This window comes from Pseudomonas sp. RC3H12 (assembly GCF_018596375.1).
In the GTDB taxonomy this organism is placed as follows: domain Bacteria; phylum Pseudomonadota; class Gammaproteobacteria; order Pseudomonadales; family Pseudomonadaceae; genus Aquipseudomonas.
In genome coordinates, this window is sequence record NZ_CP075595.1 from 623,551 (window position 1) to 642,023 (window position 18,473).

The following is an 18,473-nucleotide window of genomic DNA, read 5'->3' on the forward strand; positions in this document are numbered from 1 at the left end:
ATCGCGGGGCAAGCCCGCTTCCCCGAAATCACCGAACCCGAACCGTGCAAGCGTATCGAGCCAGCCAATTGCCGTTTGGCTGACCGGGTGCAAATGAATTGAAACTCTGGCCAATGGCCTTGGGTCGATCAGATGTCGACACGATTTCCCGTGTCTTTCCCCCGAGGAGACATCCCATGAGTGGCACCAAGGACAAAGCGAAGGGCCTGGCCAACGAGGCCGTGGGCAATATCAAGCAGGGCGTCGGCAAGGTGACCGACAATGACAAGCTGCGCGCCGAGGGCAAGGCCCAGGAACTGAAAGGCGAGGCGCAACAGGCCGTGGGCAAGGTCAAGGATACCGTGAAGAAACCTTGATCGCCGCAGCCTGGCCGCGGGGCAAGCCCGCTCCCGCAACATGGGGGCGGGCTTGCCCCGCGCTTGCTTTGGACTGTGCGCAAGGTACAAGCGAACAGCACGCCCGCCCCCTGGTCTATTAGACTTGCAGCATTGCCATTCCGATCAAGCGGCGAAAGGAGACGCTATGATTTTCCCCGACCTGCGCGGCCTGCCCCTGCACCGCGTGTTGGTGCGCACCGTCAAGGAGTTCCTCGATGACGAGATGTCCACCTATGCCTCCGCGCTGGCCTACCAGATGCTGTTCTCGCTGTTTCCCTTCTTGCTGTTCCTCATCGCACTGATCGGTTTTTTGCATTTGCCGGACTTTTTTTCCTGGCTGCGCCTGCAGTCGGAGCTGGTGCTACCGCCCCAGGCCCTGGAGCAAGTCAACCCGGTAATCGACCAGTTGCAGCAGTCCAAGGGCGGACTGCTGTCGGTGGGTATCGTGATTGCCTTGTGGACTGCCTCGGCGGGCGTGCGCCTGATGATGAGCGCGATGAACGCGGCCTACGACGTGCCGGAGGGGCGGCCGGTGTGGAAACGCATTCCGCTGTCGGTCATCTATACCGTCGGCATCGCCGGCATGCTCCTGGCAGCGGCGGCCCTGATGGTCCTGGGGCCGCAGGTCATGGAGTGGATCGCTTCGCAGGTTGGGTTGGAGGAGGCGGTCGTCATCGTCTGGACCATCCTGCGCTGGCCGGCGATCATCATTCTGATGATGGTGGCGGTGGCGCTGATCTACTACGTGATGCCCGATGTGAAGCAGAAATTCCGTTTCATCACCCCAGGTTCGGTGCTGGCGGTGGTGGTGTGGATCGTCGCCTCGCTGGGCTTTGCCTACTACGTGAAGACCTTTGCCGACTACAACGCCATGTATGGCAGTATCGGGGCGATCATCGTGCTGTTGCTGTACTTCTACATCTCTGCCGCGGTGCTGCTGCTCGGCGCCGAGATGAACGCGGTGATCGAGCACATGTCGGCCGAGGGCAAGAACCCAGGCGAAAAGGAATTCGAGCAGGACAACCCGCAACAGACCATCACCGTGCTCGGCCATGAGCACCCGGTGACACCCGAACCCCAGACCCGCGAGCCGAATACCTGATGATCCGCGACATTCTCAAGATGGGCGATGAACGCCTGCTGCGCATCGCCCCGCCGGTTCCCGAGCACATGATCGGCAGCCCGGAGCTTGCGCAACTGATCGACGACATGTTCGAGACCATGGCTCATGTCGGCGGTGTCGGCCTGGCCGCGCCGCAGATCGGCATCGACCTGCAACTGGTGATCTTCGGCTTCGAGCGCAGCGAGCGTTACCCGGACGCCGAGCCGGTGCCACGCACCATCCTGCTCAACCCGGTGATCACGCCGCTGGCCACGGAGGTCGAGGACGGCTGGGAGGGTTGCCTGTCGGTGCCCGGCCTGCGTGGCGTGGTGCCGCGCTACAAGCACATCAGTTATTCGGGCGTCGATCCGCAGGGCAACCCGATCAACCGCTTTGCCGATGGCTTCCACGCCCGGGTGGTGCAGCATGAGTGCGACCACCTGATCGGCCGTTTGTATCCTTCGCGCATCCAGGACTTCAGCAAGTTCGGCTATACCGATGTGCTGTTCCCCGGGCTCGACGTGGCCGACGACTGACCCCGAACCATCGCTATCAGGGCCTTGTTGCGTTGGTAGCGGGCCAGGCGTGAGGCCAGGGCCTCGGGCAGGGTGGTTGTGGGTGTGAAGGCCAGGCGCTGGTAGAAAGGCGCCAAATCCGGGTGGCAGAACAGCCAGGTCGCAGTGCTGCTTTCGGCCAGCGCCGCGTCGATCAGTCGGGATGCAATCTGCTGGCCGCGCCACTGTGGGGCGACGAACAGGCCGGTCAGCCAGTGATCGCCACCGATGGACGTCAGGTTCATCCCACCGATTATTTCTGCGGTACGCGCCACCCATTGCTCGCCTTCACCGGCGGCGCGCATGCGCGAGCCATGCCGGCGGTAGAAATGGTCCAGCAGGCGGCGCTGGGTTGGGGGAAGGCGAGTGCAGGTCAGGGGGAGCATGCTTGGTTCACGCAGTGTGGCTATCTCAGGCAGGAATTCATCGGTGCTTTGTCGCAGATTGTTGCAAATGCGGCAAGGGTGAATGTCCGACTCCGGGGTTCAACTATTTCAGGCGCGGAGTAGACTTTCATTAATCCCCCCGGCAGTACGATAAAGCGGGATCGGTACTTCGTGTCATCTTCGCAGTCGATGACAACTTCTCCGGGCCATTGACGGCGTCAGAAGTCACGCGATCAGCTTGATAGCCATCAAGGTCGACACCCATGAAAGCCTTACTGATTCTTGCATTGGTCGGTATGTCCCCGTTCGCCTTCGCGGACCAGGCCAAGACCGCAGACACCCAGCCCGTGGTCGAGCAGTACGACTATTCCACCAACCTCGACATCAAGCGCGTGATCAGCCTGTCGACGATCCCCAACGTCTGTGAAGTGGTGCCCGCCACCATGACCTACGAGGATCATCAAGGGCAGGTCCACACCCTCCAGTACCGTGCATTGGGTGAGGGTTGCCGGCTGAATTGAGCCGCGTGGCCGAGACAACGCTCGTGGGAGCGGGCTTGCCCTGCGATGGCGTTCAGCCGAGTATCAAGTGCAATCGCGGGTCAGGCCCGCTCCCACCAGTTCCAGTCCTTGCTTCAATTGCGCCCGGCTGTGGGCCGCCGACAGGCTGATTCGCACGGCCCTTACGCTGTCGGTGCCCACCGCGAATACGCTGGCCGGCACGATCTCGACACCGTGTTCCCGACACCGCGCGACCAGCGCCTGGGCGTCTCCAGGCGTGGCCAGCCAGATGTGCGGCGACGGCACGCCCTCGGCGGGCAGCGCCTCGCCCAGCACCGTCCGCGCCAGCCGCCAACGTTCGCCCAGTTCCTCCCGTTGCCAGGCCAGCCGCCGGGCGGCAGTGCCATCCGCGATCCATTGGCAGGCGATGCGCAGGTTCAGCGGTGACACCGACCAGTGGGTGGCCTGGGCATAGGGATCGATCTGCTCCAGCAACGCTGGCCGGGCCACGATCCAGCCCAGGCGCAAGCCGGCGGCCACGGTCTTGGACAAGCTGCTGATCAGCACGCCACGGCCCTCGAGCAAGGTGTAGAGTGGTGGCCGGTCGGTCAAGGCGCCATACACGTCATCCTCGATGACCAGCAGTTCGTGGCGCCTGGCGACTTGTGCCAGCGCCAGGCGCCGGGCCTCGCCCATGCACGCTCCGGTCGGGTTGTGCAGGGTAGGCGTGGTGACCAATACCCGCGCGCCGCTCGCGCGGACCACTCGGTCCAGTTCGTCCGGGAGCAGGCCTTGCTCGTCCAGGGCCACGCCGTGCACAGGCAGGCGCAACTGGCGACAGGCCGCCTTGATGCCTGGGGCGGTCAACGCCTCGACTATCACCGGCTCGCCCGCCTGGCACAACGACTGCAGCACGAGGATCAGCGCCTGCTGGGCGCCCCCGCAAAGCAGCACGTCTTCCGGCGTGAGGTCCAGGCCGCGGTTGCTCAGCCAACGCGCGCCCTCGATCCGCCCCAGCAGTAACTGCTCGGGCCCCAGGTAATGGTCGAGCAGGGTGGTATCGCCCTGTTCTAGCAATCTGCGCAGGCTGTGCTCAAGGTCGAGATTGCAGAGATCGGCCACCGGCACATTGGTCGACAGGTCGATCACTGGGTGCTGGCGGCTGGGTTGCTTGAGGCGAAACAGCGTCGCTTCCTTGCTGCTGGCCAGCACATAGGTGCCGCGTCCCACCTCCCCGGACACCAGGTGCCGCGCCGCTGCTTCTCGGTAGGCCTGCTGCGTGGTGCTCGGGTTCAGGCCCAGCGCCCAGGCGAGGCGGCGTTGCGGGGGCAGGCGTTCACCGACCTTCAGTTCACCCTGTTCGATGGCGTTGGCGATGGCCTCGACCAGTGCCTGGTAGCGCGGCTGGTCGTTGGCCGGGAGGTTCGGAATCCACACGAAATTGCTACCCATGCAATATTTATTTGGACCCATACAATGCCCGGCGCTTAGGATCGGTTCAAGCCCATACCGATGAAGGACGTTCGCCATGTTCGACTTGCCCGCCCTGCGCGAAGCTGCCGCTTTCGTTCACCAGCACGTGCCGCCGACCCCGCAGCACGCCTGGCCGCTGCTGGCCGAGCGGCTGGGTTGCCAGCTGTGGGTCAAGCACGAGAACCATGCGCCCACGGGGGCCTTCAAGGTGCGCGGCGGGCTGGTCTATGTCCGCTCGCTGTTGGCCAGTGGCGCAGTCCCCCGTGGCCTGGTTACCGCCACCCGCGGCAATCACGGCCAGAGCATGGCCCTGGCGGCGCGCCAGGCCGGTTTGCCGCTGGTGATCGTGGTGCCGGAAGGCAATTCGCGGGAGAAGAATGCCGCCATGCGCGCCTTGGGTGCGGAGCTGGTGGAGCATGGCGTGGACTTCGACGTGGCCCGGGAAGAGGCGGCGCGCCTGGCCGATGCGCGGGGCTTTGCCATGGTTCCCTCGTTCGATCCGGAGCTGGTGCGTGGCGTGGCCACCTATGCTCTGGAGCTGTTCGAGGCGGTGGCCGACCTGGATTGCGTGTACGTGCCGATCGGCATGGGGTCGGGCATCTGTGGGTTGATTCAGGCGCGCAACCTGCTGGGCCTGTCCACCGAGATCATCGGCGTGGTATCCACTGCGGCAGACGCTTATGCCCAGAGCTTCGAGCAGGGCCGCATCGTCACCACCGCCAGCGCCGATACCTTCGCCGACGGCATGGCCTGCCGCGTGCCACATCCCGACGCTTTTGCGATGGTACGCGAGAATGCCGCGCGCATCGTGCGGGTGAGCGACGAGGAGATCGCCAAAGCCATGCGCCTCTACCACGAAACCACCCACAACACCGCCGAAGGTGCCGGTGCCGCCGCCCTGGCTGCACTGATGCAGGAGCGTGGGCGTCAGGCCGGCAAGCGGGTGGCGGTGGTGCTCAGTGGCGCGAACGTGGATCGCGGGCGCTATGCGCAGGTGTTGATGGGTACGCAAGATCCTGTATGAAAGTGTTGAAAGGAGATGCTATCTTTATTTGATAGCATTTTCCGATGAACACTCGATATCGCAAGATTCTGGACAGCATCTTCAGAGCTCCGACCACACCCACATTGCCGTTCGCCGAAATCGAGGCTCTGGTGCTGCATCTTGGCGGCCAGGTGCTGGAGCGGCAGGGTTCCAGGGTCAAGATGCTGTTGGGCGAGCCGTGTTGGCGCTGCCATCGCCCCCATCCTGGCAAGGAAGCCAGGCGATATCAGATAGAAGAGGCCCGCGAGTTCCTGCTGCGGGCGGGAGTCCGACCATGAGCTGCATGCGATACAAAGGGTATGCCGCCCGCATCGAGTACGACGCGCGTGACGATATTTTCGTCGGCCGCGTGCTCGGCCTGCGGGACATCATCAGCTTCCACGCCAGCGCCGTGCCTGCGTTGCACGAGGCGTTCCGTGAGGCACTCGACGACTACCTGGCCGATTGCGCCGAACAGGGCGTCACCCCCGAAAAACCGGCCTCGGGCAAGGTCATGTTGCGCATCCGCCCAGAAGTGCACGCTGCTGCCAGCCTTGCCGCCAGGGTTGCCGGCAAGAGCCTGAACCAATGGGCCGACGAGGTCTTCGAGCAGGCAGCGATGGCCTGACCTGCAAATTCCTCCTGTACCGCCAGGGGGCATTCAGGTTCAATCGCTGACTTTCATCCGCAGTCGAGCCTGCCATGCCCTTTTCCAATGGTTTCCTCCTCAGCCTGTCCCTGTGCCTGGACATCGGCGTGGCCAACATCGCCATGATTACCCTGGCCATGCAGCGGGGGTTTCTTCAGGGCTTCTGGCTTGGGCTGGGGACCTGCGTCGGCGATCTCATCTACGCCATTGCGGCCCTGGCCGGCATGACCGTTTTGCTGCAGTTCGAAAGCGTGCGCTGGACGTTGTGGCTGGGGGGCTCCGCGTTATTGGCATGGTTCGCGGTGAAGATGCTGCTGGCGGCGTGGCGCGGCGGGCACCTGGAGTCGCGTGGCCAGGTAGTGATCGAATCGGGCTGGCGCGAATTCCTGCGCGGTATCTTCCTGGCCATGTCATCGCCCAGCGCGATTCTCTGGTTCGCCGCAGTCGGCGGCGTGCTGATCTCCCGCTCCGGCGCCGGCAGCGCGCTGGATGCGGGCCTGTTCCTCGGTGGCTTCTTTGCCGCAGGGCTACTCTGGTGTGTCTCGTTGTGCGGTATCGCCAGTCATGGCGGGCGGCTGCTTGGTGATCGCCTGCTGACCTGGTCGTACCTGTTGTCGGCGGCGATCTTCTGCTATTTCGCAGGTTACGTGGTGCTCTCCGGTTACCGCGAATTCATCCTGGCACTACCGGCCTGATCATTCGGGCTGTTCTGTGCCGCTGACTGTTTTTTCTCATCGGGTTGTCGATTCTCCATTTTCCCGTTCGACCATGGGTGAAGGCGCCGGAATGCACCGGCGCCAATCATTGTTGAACGCTGGGAGGAAGCACCGATGAACAGCGCAGCCGAGACTGAACTTCGTCAACTGATCGAGCAGTGGATGCAGGCCGTGCGCGAGCGCGATGTGGACCGTATCGTGGCACCCTATGCCGACGACATTCTCGCCTTCGATGCCATCCAGGCCTTGCAGTTCAAGGGCAAGGCCGCCTACCGCGCACACTGGGAAATGTGCATGGGCATGTGCACGGGGCCGATGGTCTTCGAACTGGCGGAGCTGAAGGTATACGCCGACGGCGACCTGGCCCTGGCTCATTGGCTCAACCGCTGTGGCCCGGGCGACGACGAAAGCCAGTGCGGCTTCATGCGCGCCACGGTCGGCTATCGGCGCAGCGGCGGCCAATGGCAAGTGATCCACGAGCATTGGTCGGCGCCGTTCGACATGGAAACGCAAAAAGCCTTGTTCGACCTCAAGCCCTGATACCGCTCATCGCCCACCGCACCGAGCCGACCTGCTGGAGACGATCATGAAATACCTGTGCCTGGTCTATTGTGATGAAGCGCTGTTGCACAGCCTGCCCGACAGCCCCGAAGACGCCGAATGCATGGCCTACGCCGAATCCATCCAGGGCAGCGGGCGCATGCTCGCCGCCGAGGCGCTCAAGCCTGTGCAGACGGCCACCACGGTACGTGTACGCGCCGGGCGGATGAGCCTGACCGATGGCCCGTTCGCCGAAACCAAGGAGCAACTGGCCGGTTTCTACCTGGTCGACGCCCGTGACCTCAACGAGGCGCTGAACATCGCCAAGGGCATCCCGGCAGCCCGGGTGGGCAGCGTCGAGGTTCGGCCGGTGCGTGAACTGCAACCCTGACGCAACGGGAGAAAAGCCGCATGAGTCAGCAGGGAAAGCCCAATTGATGGTGGGGGAAGCGCAAGTCCGCCAGGAGGTGGAGGCTGTCTACCGCCGCGATTCGCGGCGGATCCTGGCGACCCTCATCCGCCTGCTGGGGGACTTCGACCTGGCCGAGGAGGCCATGCACGATGCCTTCTTCATTGCCGTGCAGCGCTGGCAGCGTGATGGTATCCCGGACAACCCGCGGGCTTGGCTGGTGTCTGTCGGCCGCTTCAAGGCCATCGATGCCCTGCGCCGGCGTGCCCGCTTCGACCGCTCCCAGGCCGACCTGATCATGTTGCTCGAACGCGAAGCGGACGATCCGGGCGAGCAGACGTTGCTGGCCGATGACCGACTGCGGCTGATCTTCACCTGCTGTCACCCGGCGCTGGCTTCCGACGCCCAGGTGCCGTTGACCCTGCGCGAGGTGTGTGACCTGACCACCGAGCAGATCGCCCGTGCCTTCCTGCAAAGCCCGGCCACCATCGCCCAACGCATCGTGCGTGCCAAGGCCAAGATCCGTGATGCGAAGATTCCCTATCAGGTGCCGGAGCTGAGCGAGCTGCCCGAGCGCCTGGAAAGCGTGCTGCGGGTCATCTACCTGGTATTCAACGAAGGCTACTCGGCCTCGGCGGGCGAAGATGTCACTACTCGCGAGCTGACCGATGAGGCGATCCGCCTGGGGCGCCTGGTGGCCCAGTTGCTGCCCGATGCCGAAGTGCATGGGCTCTTGGCGTTGATGCTGCTGCAGGCATCGCGGCAGCGGGCTCGCAGCGATGCCCATGGTGAGCTGGTGCTGCTGGATGAGCAGGATCGCAGCCTGTGGGATCGCGGGCAGATCGACGAGGGCAGCCAACTGGTCCAGCAGGCACTGCGCAGTCGCGACTTCGGGCCGTATACCGTGCAGGCGGCCATAGCCGCGGTGCATGCCGAAGCGCCCAGCGCCGAGGCCACGGATTGGGACGAGATCATCGGCCTGTACGATGTGCTGCAGCGTCACTGGCCATCAGCGGTGGTGGAGCTGAACCGGGCAGCGGCGCTGGCCAGGCGGGACGGCGCCCAGGTGGGGTTGCAGGCGGTGGAGGCAATCCTGCAGCGGGGCGAGCTGGGTGATTATCACCTGGCCCATGCCGCGCGCGCCGAACTGCACCGGCAGCTGGGCAACCTCGATCAGGCCCGGGATGCCTGGCGGCAAGCGCTGACGCTTACCCGCCAGGGGCCGGAACGGCGGCATATAGAACGGCGCTTACGCGAACTGGGCTGAGCTATCGCCAGCGTGCCCGCGATGGCCGGTGTGGTGAATCAGCTGGCGACAAAGTTCGGCGGGCTGACCAGCTCGACCGTCTGCTGCTTGCGCGGCGCGAGGATCTCGGCCTCGCCACTGACGACCAGCTCATCGTTCTGGTTGTACACATTGGTGGCGATGCGCACCTTGAACTTGGGCAGCTTCTCGAGAATTTCCAGGCGCACGGTCAATTCGTCCCCGATCTTCACCGGCTTCTGGAAGCTCATCTGCTGGCCCAGGTAGATGGTGCCCGGGCCAGGCAAGGTGCAGGCCACCGCGGCGCTGATCAGCGCGCCACTGAACATGCCATGGGCGATGCGCTCGCGGAACATGCTCTTGGCGGCGAACTCGGCGTCCAGGTGCACCGGGTTGTGGTCGCCGGACATGGCGGCGAACAGCTGGATGTCGCGCTCTTCGACAGACTTCTTGTACTCAGCTTTCTGGCCGACTTCGAGGGCTTCGTAAGGGGTGTTGGTGACCTGGGTCATCGAGGCTTCCTTCTGGTGCGGGCGAGGTGGCCGATCATTCACTGCGGGCAGGGCGGCCAAGGGCCAGCGCCTGGTCCAGCCAGCCGATGATCTCGGCGGTGACCTCGTCGCGATGGGTTTCGTTGAGCACTTCGTGGCGTGCGCCGGGGTAGATGCGCAACTGTACATGACGGTTGCCGGTCGCGCGCAGGGCGTCGGCCAGATGGGTGAGACGCTTGCCGGCACTCACCGGATCACATTCGCCGCCGATCACCAGGATGGGCAGGTTCGGGTCGATCTGCCCGAGATGCCTGGGTTGGCTGATCTGCGCCAGCCCCTGCAGCAGGTCGAGCCACAGCTGATTGCTGCAACGGAAGCCGCACAACGGGTCGGCGATGTACTTGTCCACTTCCCCTGCGTCGCGGCTGAGCCAGTCGAACGCCGTGCGGTTGGGTTTGAAGGCCTTGTTGAACGAGCCGAACGACAGCCAGTCGATCAGCGCGCTCTTGCCCAGGGGGCCTTGGCGCCAGGCTTCGAACCGGGCGATCAGGCGCGCGGCCCGGTACAGGGCCACCGGCTGGAAGTTCGAACCGCTGAGGATCGCACCTTGCAGGCTGGCGCTGTGGTGCAGCAGGTAGGCCTGGGCGATGTAGCTGCCCATGCTGTGGCCGAACAGGAACAGCGGGGTGCCCGGGAACTGCTGGCCGACGTGCTGGGCCAACAGGCCCAGGTCGTTGACCACGGCATTCCAGCCATTATGGCGGGCGAACAGGCCCAGGCTGCCCAGCTCGGCGGTACGGCCATGCCCGCGCAGGTCGGGGGCGAGCAGCCCGTAGCCGGCAGCGTTGAGGGCATGCCCCAGGCGCTGGTAGCGCCCGGCATGCTCGGCCATGCCGTGGGCCAGCAACACCACGGCCTTGACCGGCGTGGCGGGCAGCCATTGATGAACATAAAGACTGCAATGCTCGCTGGCGGGGAGCCAGAAGGCGTCATGGGGCATGGCGGGTCCTTGCGCGCAAAGGTTCGCCAACAGTGTATGCGCAAAGCGCTCGATTGCAGGAAGGGCAGAAAAGAGATTCACAATGTTAATGGCGGCACTTGGCGTATTTGCCACCCTCGACAGAGCTGCTAACGTCGGCTGAACACCTTTTTGCCATCAGGCGATCAGGTCAGGGACGTCCCGGTAGAGGAACAACAATAAATGCAAGCCGATTTCTGGAACGACAAGCGCCCGGCGGGCGTGCCTTCCACCATTGACATGAATGCCTATACGTCAGTCGTCGACGTTTTCGAACGCTCCTGCAAGCGCTTCGCCGACCGGCCGGCATACAGCAACCTTGGCGTCACCCTGAGCTACGCGGACCTCGAACGCTACTCGGCGGCTTTCGCCGCCTGGTTGCAGCAGCACACCGACCTGGCGCCGGGCGACCGCATCGCGGTGCAGATGCCCAACGTCCTGCAATACCCGATCGCCGTGTTCGGCGCCTTGCGCGCCGGGCTGGTGGTGGTCAACACCAACCCGTTGTACACCGAGCGCGAGATGCGCCATCAGTTCAAGGATTCCGGCGCCCGCGCGCTGGTGTACCTGAACATGTTCGGCAAGCGTGTGCAGGAGGTGCTGCCCGACACCGGCATCGAGTACCTGATCGAAGCGAAGATGGGCGACTTGCTGCCGGCGGCCAAGGGTTGGCTGATCAACACCGTGGTCGACAAGCTGAAGAAGATGGTCCCCGCCTATCGGCTGCCCCAGGCGGTCTCGTTCAAGCACGTCCTGCGCCAGGGGCAACGGCTCAACCACCAACCAGTGGCGCAGACGCTCGACGATGTCGCGGTGCTGCAATACACCGGCGGGACCACGGGCCTGGCCAAGGGGGCCATGCTCACCCATGGCAACCTGGTGGCCAACATGCTTCAGGTCCTGGCCTGTTTCGGCCAGCACGGGCCCGATGGCCAGCCGCTGATCAAGCAAGGGCAGGAGGTGATGATCGCGCCGCTGCCGCTGTACCACATCTATGCCTTTACCGCGAACTGCATGTGCATGATGGTAACCGGCAATCACAACGTGCTGATCACCAACCCCCGCGACATTCCGGGGTTCATCAAGGAACTGGGCAAGTGGCGGTTCTCGGCGCTGGTAGGCCTGAATACCCTGTTCGTCGCGCTGATGGACAACCCGGGGTTCAAGTCGCTGGATTTCTCCGCGCTGAAGATCACCAATTCCGGCGGCACCGCGCTGGTCAAGGCCACCGCCGAGCGCTGGGAGGCGCTCACGGGTTGCCGCATCGTCGAAGGCTACGGCCTGACCGAGACCTCGCCAGCGGCCAGCACCAACCCCTATGGCCAGCTGGCGCGCCTGGGAACGGTGGGGATCCCGGTGCCTGGCACGGGGTTCAAGGTGATCGACGATGACGGCCACGAACAGCCGCTGGGCGAGCGTGGCGAGTTGTGCATCAAGGGGCCGCAGGTGATGAAGGGCTATTGGCAGCAGCCGGAGGCTACCGCCCAGGTGCTGGACAGCGAAGGCTGGCTGAAGACCGGCGACATCGCGATCATCGACCCGGACGGCTACACGCGGATCGTCGACCGCAAGAAAGACATGATCATCGTCTCGGGCTTCAACGTGTATCCCAACGAGATCGAGGACGTGGTGATGGGCCATCCGCAGGTGGCCAGCTGCGCGGTGATCGGCGTGCCGGACGAGCGCACCGGCGAAGCGGTGAAGCTGTTCGTGGTGCCGCGTGCGGGCGGGGTGAGCGTCGATGAGCTCAAGGCGTTCTGCAAGAGCAATTTCACCGGTTACAAGGTGCCCAAGCACATCGTGCTGCGCGATTCGCTGCCGATGACCCCGGTGGGCAAGATCCTGCGTCGGGAACTGCGTGATATTGCCTGATAGCAGGAGCGGGTTTGTCCCATGATCGCGTGAGCCTGGGTGAAGGCCATTGCCAGACAAGATGCCATCAAGGGGCAAGCCAGCGCCTGTAAAACCTATCTAGATCGAGATTTTCAGGCGCTTTCGCGACATTTTGTATAATTACTCTAAAAATGACCTGTATTGTTCATTGAGTCATTTTTGTGACCTGTCGGCCCATTCCGGCCTCTAGGCGACCCCTTGCAAAGCTGTTACTCTCGGCGCGCTTTCAGAGGATCCGGTTTGCAATGAGCCGTCCTCTCATATCAATAATAAGCGCATCGACGCGTACCGAATTCGCTGTTGCTGAAGGAGCGGGCTTCCATGATCGAACATTTTTGGAAGGATAAGTACCCAGCCGGGGTCACGGCGGACATCAATCCTGACGAATTCCCCAATATCCAGGCGGTACTCAAGCAATCCTGCCAACGCTTTGCCGACAAACCTGCCTTTAGCAACCTGGGCAAGACCATCACCTACGGCGAGCTGTACACGTTGTCCGGAGCCTTCGCCGCCTGGCTGCAGCAGCATACCGACCTGAAGCCGGGTGATCGCATCGCGGTCCAGTTGCCCAATGTCCTGCAGTACCCTGTCGCCGTCTTCGGCGCCATGCGTGCCGGGCTGATCGTGGTCAACACCAACCCGCTGTACACTGCGCGGGAGCTGGAGCACCAGTTCAACGACTCCGGCGCCAAGGCGTTGGTGTGCCTGGCCAACATGGCGCACCTGGCGGAAAAGGTGGTGCCCAAGACCCAGGTCAAGCACGTCATTGTCACCGAAGTGGCCGACCTGTTGCCACCACTCAAGCGCCTGCTGATCAACAGCGTCATCAAGTACGTGAAGAAAATGGTGCCGGCCTACCACCTGCCGGGCGCGGTGCGCTTCAATGACGCGCTGGCGCTGGGCAAGGGCGGCGCGGTCACCGAGGCCAACCCGCAGCCCGGCGACGTCGCCGTGCTGCAGTACACCGGCGGTACCACCGGCGTGGCCAAGGGCGCGATGCTCACCCATCGCAACCTGGTGGCCAACATGCTGCAGTGCCGTGCGCTGATGGGCTCGAACCTGCACGAAGGTTGCGAGATCCTCATCACTCCGCTGCCGCTGTACCACATCTACGCCTTTACCTTCCATTGCATGGCCATGATGCTGATCGGCAACCACAACGTGCTGATCAGCAACCCGCGTGACCTGCCGGCGATGGTCAAGGAACTGGGCAAGTGGAAGTTCAGCGGCTTCATCGGCCTCAACACGCTGTTTGTCGCCCTGTGCAACAACGAGACTTTCCGCAACCTCGATTTCTCGGCGCTGAAGATCACCCTGTCCGGTGGCATGGCGCTGCAGATGAGCGTGGCCGAGCGCTGGAAGGCGGTGACTGGTTGTGCCATCTGCGAAGGTTACGGCATGACCGAGACCAGCCCGGTGGCGGCAGTCAACCCGACCTCGGCCAACCAGGTGGGCACCATCGGTATCCCGGTGCCGTCCACCCTGTGCAAGATCATTGACGACAACGGCCAGGAACTACCCCTGGGCGAGGTGGGCGAGCTGTGTATCAAGGGGCCGCAGGTGATGAAGGGCTACTGGCAGCGGGACGATGCCACCGCCGAGATCATCGACAGCAATGGCTGGTTGAAAACCGGTGACATTGCCTTGATCCAGCCTGATGGCTACATGCGCATCGTCGATCGCAAGAAGGACATGATCCTGGTGTCCGGCTTCAACGTGTACCCCAACGAGCTCGAAGATGTGCTTGCCACGCTGCCAGGTGTGTTGCAGTGCGCGGCCATCGGTGTCCCGGACGAGAAGTCTGGCGAGGTGATCAAGGTGTTCATCGTGGTCAAGCCTGGCATGACACTGACCAAGGAACAGGTCATGGAGCACATGCGTGCCAACGTCACCGGCTACAAGGTGCCCAAGGCCATCGAGTTCCGCGATGCACTGCCGACTACCAACGTTGGCAAGATCCTGCGCCGCGAGCTGCGTGACGAAGAGCTGAAAAAGCAGGGCCTGAAGAAGATCGCCTGATCCGCAGTCTGCTCTGGGATTGAAGCGTGGGAGCGGGGCAAGCCCGCTCCCACGTTGGCGATATGAAATTCAGCGCAACTTTTCTAGCATCTGGTAGTACCACATCCCCGCCGCCAGCAGCGGATTCCCCAGCAAGTCTCCCATCGGCACCTTGATGTGCTTGCACGCCGCAAAGGTATCGAATTTCCCCAGCGTCCCCGTCAGTGCCTCGGCCATGATCTCGCCCATGATGTGGCTGGTAGCGATGCCGTGCCCGGAGTACCCCTGGCAGTACCAGACGTTGTCCGACAGCTTGCCCAGCTGCGGGATGCGGTTGACCACGATGCCCATCGCGCAGCTCCATTGGAATTCGATCGGCACGCCCTTGAGCGCCGGGAAGGTACGCTCGATGCACGGACGCAGTTCGCCTTCGATATCTCGTGAGTCGCGCCCGGAGTAGTTGGCGCCGCCGCCGAACAGCAGGCGTTTGTCGGCGGTCAGGCGGTAGTAGTCGAGAACGAAGCGGCAGTCGTACACCGCCAGGTCCTGCGGGTTGATCTGGTTGGCCAGGTCGCCCAGTGGCGTGGTGGTGACGATGCCGCCCATGGCCGGGAAGATCTTGCCCTTGAGCTGGCGCTTTTCCAGCTTGTGGTAGACGTCGCCGGCCAGCATCACCTGGCGTGCCTCGATCCGTCCCTGGGCCGTGACCACGGCCGGACGAGGGCCGTGGATGATCTCCAGCACTTCGGAATTCTCGAATACCAGCGCGCCGAGGCCATGGGCGGCGCGGGCCTCGCCCAGGCACAGGTTGAGCGGATGCAGGTGCAGGTTGCGGCGGTTCTTCAAGGCGCCAAGGTACAGCGGGCTCTGCAGGTGCTGTTGCATGGCGTCGCGATCGAGCAGTTGCACCAGGTCGCCCATGCCACGGCGCTGGGCTTCGGCCTCGAAGGCGCGCAGTTCGGTCATGTGCGACGGTTTCATCGCCGCGTGCAGGTGACCGTGCTTGAGGTCGCACTGGATGCCGTAGCGTTCGACGCGCTGTTCGATGATCTGGTGGCCGCGCCAGCGCAGGTGCCAGATGAAGTCGTCCACCTCGACGCCCAGACGGTCGCGCATCTGCGTGCGCATGGCCTCGTCGCCCGACAGGCTGCCGGTGACCTGGCCACCGTTGCGCCCGCTGGCGCCCCAGCCGATGCGGTTGGTCTCGACGATGGCTACCTTCAGGCCACGTTCGGCCAGCTCCACCGCAGTGGCCACGCCGGTGAAGCCGCCGCCGATGATCGCCACGTCCACCTGCACCGTGCCCCTGAGCGTGGGGTATTCGGTCGCGTCATTGAGGGTGGCGCTGTAGTAGGACGGCGCGCGCTGGGCCGGCCCGTTATTGACTGCTGCGTTCATGGGTGTTCCTTGTTGTAGTTCGTCTGTCAGGCCTGATGCAGGTACCAGCGCCAGTCCTGTTCGCCGACTTCGGCCATGAACTGGCGGTACTCGGCGCGCTTGACCTTCAGGTACACGCCGAGGAAGGCCTCGTCCAGCGCCTCCCGTGCCCAGGCCGACTGCTCCAGGGCTTCCAGGGCAGTCAGCCAGTCGGTGGGCAGGTACTCGCTGGCCTGGGCATAGCCGTTGCCTTCGACTGGCGCGCCGGGATCGAGCTGTTCGCGGATGCCCTGGTGTGCGGCAGCAAGTATCGCGGCGGCGGCCAGGTAGGGGTTGGCGTCGGCGCCGCAGATGCGGTGCTCCACATGCCGGCTGTTGGCCGGGCCGCCGGGCACGCGCAGGCTGACGGTGCGGTTGTCCACGCCCCAGGTCGGCGCCAGCGGGGCATAGCTGTTGGCCTGGAAGCGGCGGAACGAGTTGGCGTTGGGGCAGAACAACAGCAGCGACTCACGCAGGTGGCGCAGCATGCCGGCCACCGCCTGGCGCAACAGTGGGGTGCCGGCCTTGTCTTCGCTGGCGAACAGGTTGTTGCCAGCGGCGTCCGCCAGGCTCAGGTGCATGTGCATGCCGGTGCCGGCCAGTTGCGCGAACGGCTTGGCCATGAAGCAGGCCTGCATGCCATGGGCATTGGCAATGCCCTTGACCAGACGCTTGTAGCGCACGGCCTGGTCCATGGCCTGGAGCGCATCGCCGTGCTCCAGGGTAATTTCCACCTGCCCCGGGGCGTACTCGGAGATCGCCGTGCGCACAGGGATGTCCTGGGCCTTGCAAGCAGCATACAGATCGGCAAGGAACGGTTCGATCTGCTCCAGCTCGCGCAAGCCATAGACCTGGGTACCGCGCGGGCGGCCGCCGTCGCTGTCCAGCGCCGGCTGCGGCCGGCCTTGGGCGTCGCGCTGCTGGTCGAGCAGGTAGAACTCCAGCTCGCAAGCCATCACCGGGTGGAAGCCATCGGCCTTGAGGGCATCGATCACCCGCAGCAGCACATGACGCGGATCCGCCACGCTGGCCGGCAGGCCTTCGCTGGGGTGCATGCTGACCTGCACGGCGGCGGTCGGCACCCGGCGCCAGGGCAGGCGCACCAGGCTGCCATCTAGCGGGTAGGCGCGGCAGTCGATGTCGCCGACGTCCCAGACCAGACCGGAGTCTTCCACATCATCGCCGTTGAGGGTCAGGCCGAGGATGGTGCTGGGCAGCGGGCGGCCGCTGTCGAACACGGCCAGCAGTTCCTCGCGGTGCAGCAGCTTGCCGCGGGGTACGCCGTTGGCGTCGAGGATGAACAGTTCGATCAGGTCGATATCGGGGTTGTCGGCCAGGAAACGCCTGGCTTGCTCTGCGGGGGCAAAGTGCATGGTGGATTCGCTCTGGGGCACACGGGACCGCCGCGCAGGCGAGCGGTCAGGCTGAGTCAATCGGCCAAGGGTGGCCGGGTCGGGTCAGGGGTGCGTAAGCGAAGTGTCCGGTGGGCGCGCGTGGCGGCAATGCCACAGCGCCCAGAACGCCAGGATGATATGGACCAACGGATTTTCACCGGCACGGGCCCGGGCCTTCGGCAACGAAGGATGGGGCAGCGGGCGGGCGATCATCGGGTCGGAAAGCATCCCTGGATACTCACATGGCCTTTAAGGTTGATTAAAGCAGTGAATGGCGACGTTCATTCCGGTGGGGGCTAAACATTGGCAAGGTTTGCCCACCGCTTCGCAGGAGCTTAGGAAGCTTCCCACAGCTTTGTCGGACCCAGGCTAATTTGCAGGGCCAGGGCCAGAGGTGAAAGTCGCTAAGTTCTGCCGGGTAGGCAAGCGACAGGGACAGCCATGCAAGCACAAAGGACTTATCAGGTAGTTGCACATCACGCGATCGTCTTCGATGTCAGCGAGTTCATCATCCAGCCAGGGGAGTGTTGCCAGATCCGGCAGACGGGGCTGCCATTCGTGCATGCCGGGCACTATAAGGTCGTTGAAAAGATGGTGGAGCTTTATGACCGCATGCTGGCGGGGGAACGGCCTTGCCATATGACGGTTGCGGTATCGCGGCCGTTAACTCGCCAGCAGGGGGACAGCCTCAATCAGCAGAGGTACAGGGTTTCGGGCATTTTCAGTACCGCAGCGGGTAAAGCGACGGCGGATGTCGCGCTAGCAATGGCAGGTGGGCCTGCGGCGGCGGTCGCAGGGATCGCCGTCACCGGAGCTGTGGCGTGGTTGATTCAGAATAAGATTCCTACTTTTCATGCTGGGGATGTACTGGCATCGCTATCAGCAACCGTGAAAGGCGGTATTGGTCCCCAATCCAGCAGCCTGATGTTGATTATCTGAAGGGGGCGGATATGTGGGTGCTTTATGGTATTTGCTATGCCCTCGTGGTCGGCACGTTGGTCGACTGGGCATGCCGGTCAAGGTGCATCAGGTTTTTTCTTTACATCGTGTTCAACGTCACCGGGATCACCGCCTGTACTCAACTGGGTGAAGAACAGTTCCTGCAACTTGATGGTATTGGCTGGTCAGCTTTTTTCGTGGCAATTGCTACCCCGTTGTTGTTCAAGCGCTCCCGCTATTTCGAGCGTGATCGCGACTGAACGGCGGGCACAGGCAGCATCGATTTCGCAAATCTGCGACAATCGCGCCTCTTACGCCTGCCGATCATGA

At 63.6% G+C, this 18,473-nt stretch carries 20 protein-coding genes; 14 read left to right on the top strand and 6 right to left on the bottom strand.

Features of this window, described 5'->3' with window-relative positions:
• Positions 1-176 precede the first annotated feature (176 nt).
• The 3 genes from KHO27_RS02940 to def all read left to right on the top strand — a co-directional run bounded on the left by KHO27_RS02940 (position 177) and on the right by def (position 2,015).
• Positions 177-356 carry a CsbD family protein gene (locus KHO27_RS02940; protein WP_111531798.1) on the top strand — a complete coding sequence of 60 codons (180 nt, stop codon included), beginning with the start codon at positions 177-179 and terminating at the stop codon, positions 354-356.
• A 166-nt stretch (positions 357-522) separates the two neighbouring features.
• Positions 523-1,479: a YihY/virulence factor BrkB family protein gene (locus tag KHO27_RS02945; RefSeq protein WP_102684395.1), complete on the top strand. Its 957-nt coding sequence runs from the start codon at positions 523-525 to the stop codon at positions 1,477-1,479.
• The gene (gene def / locus KHO27_RS02950; RefSeq protein ID WP_110697971.1) at positions 1,479-2,015 is read left to right on the top strand and encodes a peptide deformylase; all 537 of its coding nucleotides are present in this window, start codon (positions 1,479-1,481) and stop codon (positions 2,013-2,015) included. Before KHO27_RS02945 ends, def begins: the two co-directional genes overlap by 1 nt.
• Here the strand turns inward: def and KHO27_RS02955 are convergent.
• Positions 1,970-2,419 (bottom strand): GNAT family N-acetyltransferase, encoded by a 450-nt coding sequence (locus KHO27_RS02955; protein ID WP_250888401.1) that lies wholly within the window; start codon positions 2,417-2,419, stop codon positions 1,970-1,972. The genes def and KHO27_RS02955 overlap by 46 nt on opposite strands.
• Before the next feature lie 263 nt (positions 2,420-2,682).
• On the opposite strand from KHO27_RS02955, the gene KHO27_RS02960 reads away from it, so the two are divergent.
• Entirely contained in the window at positions 2,683-2,940 is a 258-nt protein-coding gene (locus tag KHO27_RS02960; RefSeq protein ID WP_023629531.1) for a DUF2790 domain-containing protein, read from the top strand.
• A gap of 63 nt (positions 2,941-3,003) precedes the next feature.
• Here KHO27_RS02960 and KHO27_RS02965 read toward each other — a convergent pair whose 3' ends face one another.
• Positions 3,004-4,371, bottom strand: a complete 1,368-nt coding sequence (locus KHO27_RS02965; RefSeq protein ID WP_250888402.1) for an aminotransferase-like domain-containing protein — start codon at positions 4,369-4,371, stop codon at positions 3,004-3,006.
• 76 nt (positions 4,372-4,447) lie between these two features.
• Here KHO27_RS02965 and KHO27_RS02970 point away from each other — a divergent pair, with 76 nt between their 5' ends.
• The 6 genes from KHO27_RS02970 to KHO27_RS02995 all read left to right on the top strand — a co-directional run bounded on the left by KHO27_RS02970 (position 4,448) and on the right by KHO27_RS02995 (position 8,997).
• Positions 4,448-5,416 carry a threonine dehydratase gene (locus KHO27_RS02970; protein WP_214501154.1) on the top strand — a complete coding sequence of 323 codons (969 nt, stop codon included), beginning with the start codon at positions 4,448-4,450 and terminating at the stop codon, positions 5,414-5,416.
• Positions 5,417-5,711: 295 nt separating this feature from the next.
• Positions 5,712-6,044, top strand: a complete 333-nt coding sequence (locus KHO27_RS02975; protein WP_023631069.1) for a type II toxin-antitoxin system HicB family antitoxin — start codon at positions 5,712-5,714, stop codon at positions 6,042-6,044.
• A 74-nt stretch (positions 6,045-6,118) separates the two neighbouring features.
• On the top strand, positions 6,119-6,760 hold the full coding sequence (locus KHO27_RS02980; RefSeq protein WP_111531799.1) for a LysE family translocator: 642 nt from the start codon (positions 6,119-6,121) through the stop codon (positions 6,758-6,760).
• A gap of 135 nt (positions 6,761-6,895) precedes the next feature.
• A complete protein-coding gene (locus tag KHO27_RS02985) occupies positions 6,896-7,321 on the top strand; it encodes a YybH family protein (protein WP_023631071.1) in 426 nt (141 codons plus the stop codon).
• Positions 7,322-7,367: 46 nt separating this feature from the next.
• Positions 7,368-7,712 (top strand): YciI family protein, encoded by a 345-nt coding sequence (locus KHO27_RS02990; protein ID WP_023631072.1) that lies wholly within the window; start codon positions 7,368-7,370, stop codon positions 7,710-7,712.
• A gap of 46 nt (positions 7,713-7,758) precedes the next feature.
• Positions 7,759-8,997 carry an RNA polymerase sigma factor gene (locus KHO27_RS02995; RefSeq protein WP_214501155.1) on the top strand — a complete coding sequence of 413 codons (1,239 nt, stop codon included), beginning with the start codon at positions 7,759-7,761 and terminating at the stop codon, positions 8,995-8,997.
• Positions 8,998-9,035: 38 nt separating this feature from the next.
• Here the strand turns inward: KHO27_RS02995 and KHO27_RS03000 are convergent, their stop codons facing one another.
• On the bottom strand, positions 9,036-9,506 hold the full coding sequence (locus KHO27_RS03000) for a MaoC family dehydratase (protein ID WP_023631542.1): 471 nt from the start codon (positions 9,504-9,506) through the stop codon (positions 9,036-9,038).
• Positions 9,507-9,540: 34 nt separating this feature from the next.
• On the bottom strand, positions 9,541-10,485 hold the full coding sequence (locus tag KHO27_RS03005; RefSeq protein WP_214501156.1) for an alpha/beta hydrolase: 945 nt from the start codon (positions 10,483-10,485) through the stop codon (positions 9,541-9,543).
• Positions 10,486-10,686: 201 nt separating this feature from the next.
• Between KHO27_RS03005 and fadD2 the strand changes: the two genes are divergently transcribed.
• The gene (fadD2, locus tag KHO27_RS03010; RefSeq protein ID WP_102684402.1) at positions 10,687-12,375 is read left to right on the top strand and encodes a long-chain-fatty-acid--CoA ligase FadD2; all 1,689 of its coding nucleotides are present in this window, start codon (positions 10,687-10,689) and stop codon (positions 12,373-12,375) included.
• Positions 12,376-12,717: 342 nt separating this feature from the next.
• Entirely contained in the window at positions 12,718-14,415 is a 1,698-nt protein-coding gene (gene fadD1 / locus KHO27_RS03015) for a long-chain-fatty-acid--CoA ligase FadD1 (RefSeq protein ID WP_102684403.1), read from the top strand.
• A gap of 69 nt (positions 14,416-14,484) precedes the next feature.
• On the opposite strand, the gene KHO27_RS03020 is transcribed toward fadD1, so the two are convergent.
• Entirely contained in the window at positions 14,485-15,792 is a 1,308-nt protein-coding gene (locus tag KHO27_RS03020; protein ID WP_214501157.1) for an NAD(P)/FAD-dependent oxidoreductase, read from the bottom strand.
• A 26-nt stretch (positions 15,793-15,818) separates the two neighbouring features.
• Complete coding sequence (locus KHO27_RS03025) at positions 15,819-17,183, bottom strand: glutamine synthetase family protein (RefSeq protein WP_214501158.1); 1,365 nt, start codon at positions 17,181-17,183, stop codon at positions 15,819-15,821.
• A gap of 462 nt (positions 17,184-17,645) precedes the next feature.
• Here KHO27_RS03025 and KHO27_RS03030 point away from each other — a divergent pair, with 462 nt between their 5' ends.
• Complete coding sequence (locus KHO27_RS03030) at positions 17,646-18,143, top strand: hypothetical protein (RefSeq protein WP_102684406.1); 498 nt, start codon at positions 17,646-17,648, stop codon at positions 18,141-18,143.
• Positions 18,144-18,154: 11 nt separating this feature from the next.
• Positions 18,155-18,403 carry a hypothetical protein gene (locus tag KHO27_RS03035; RefSeq protein WP_102684407.1) on the top strand — a complete coding sequence of 83 codons (249 nt, stop codon included), beginning with the start codon at positions 18,155-18,157 and terminating at the stop codon, positions 18,401-18,403.
• The last annotated feature ends 70 nt before the right edge of the window (positions 18,404-18,473 follow it).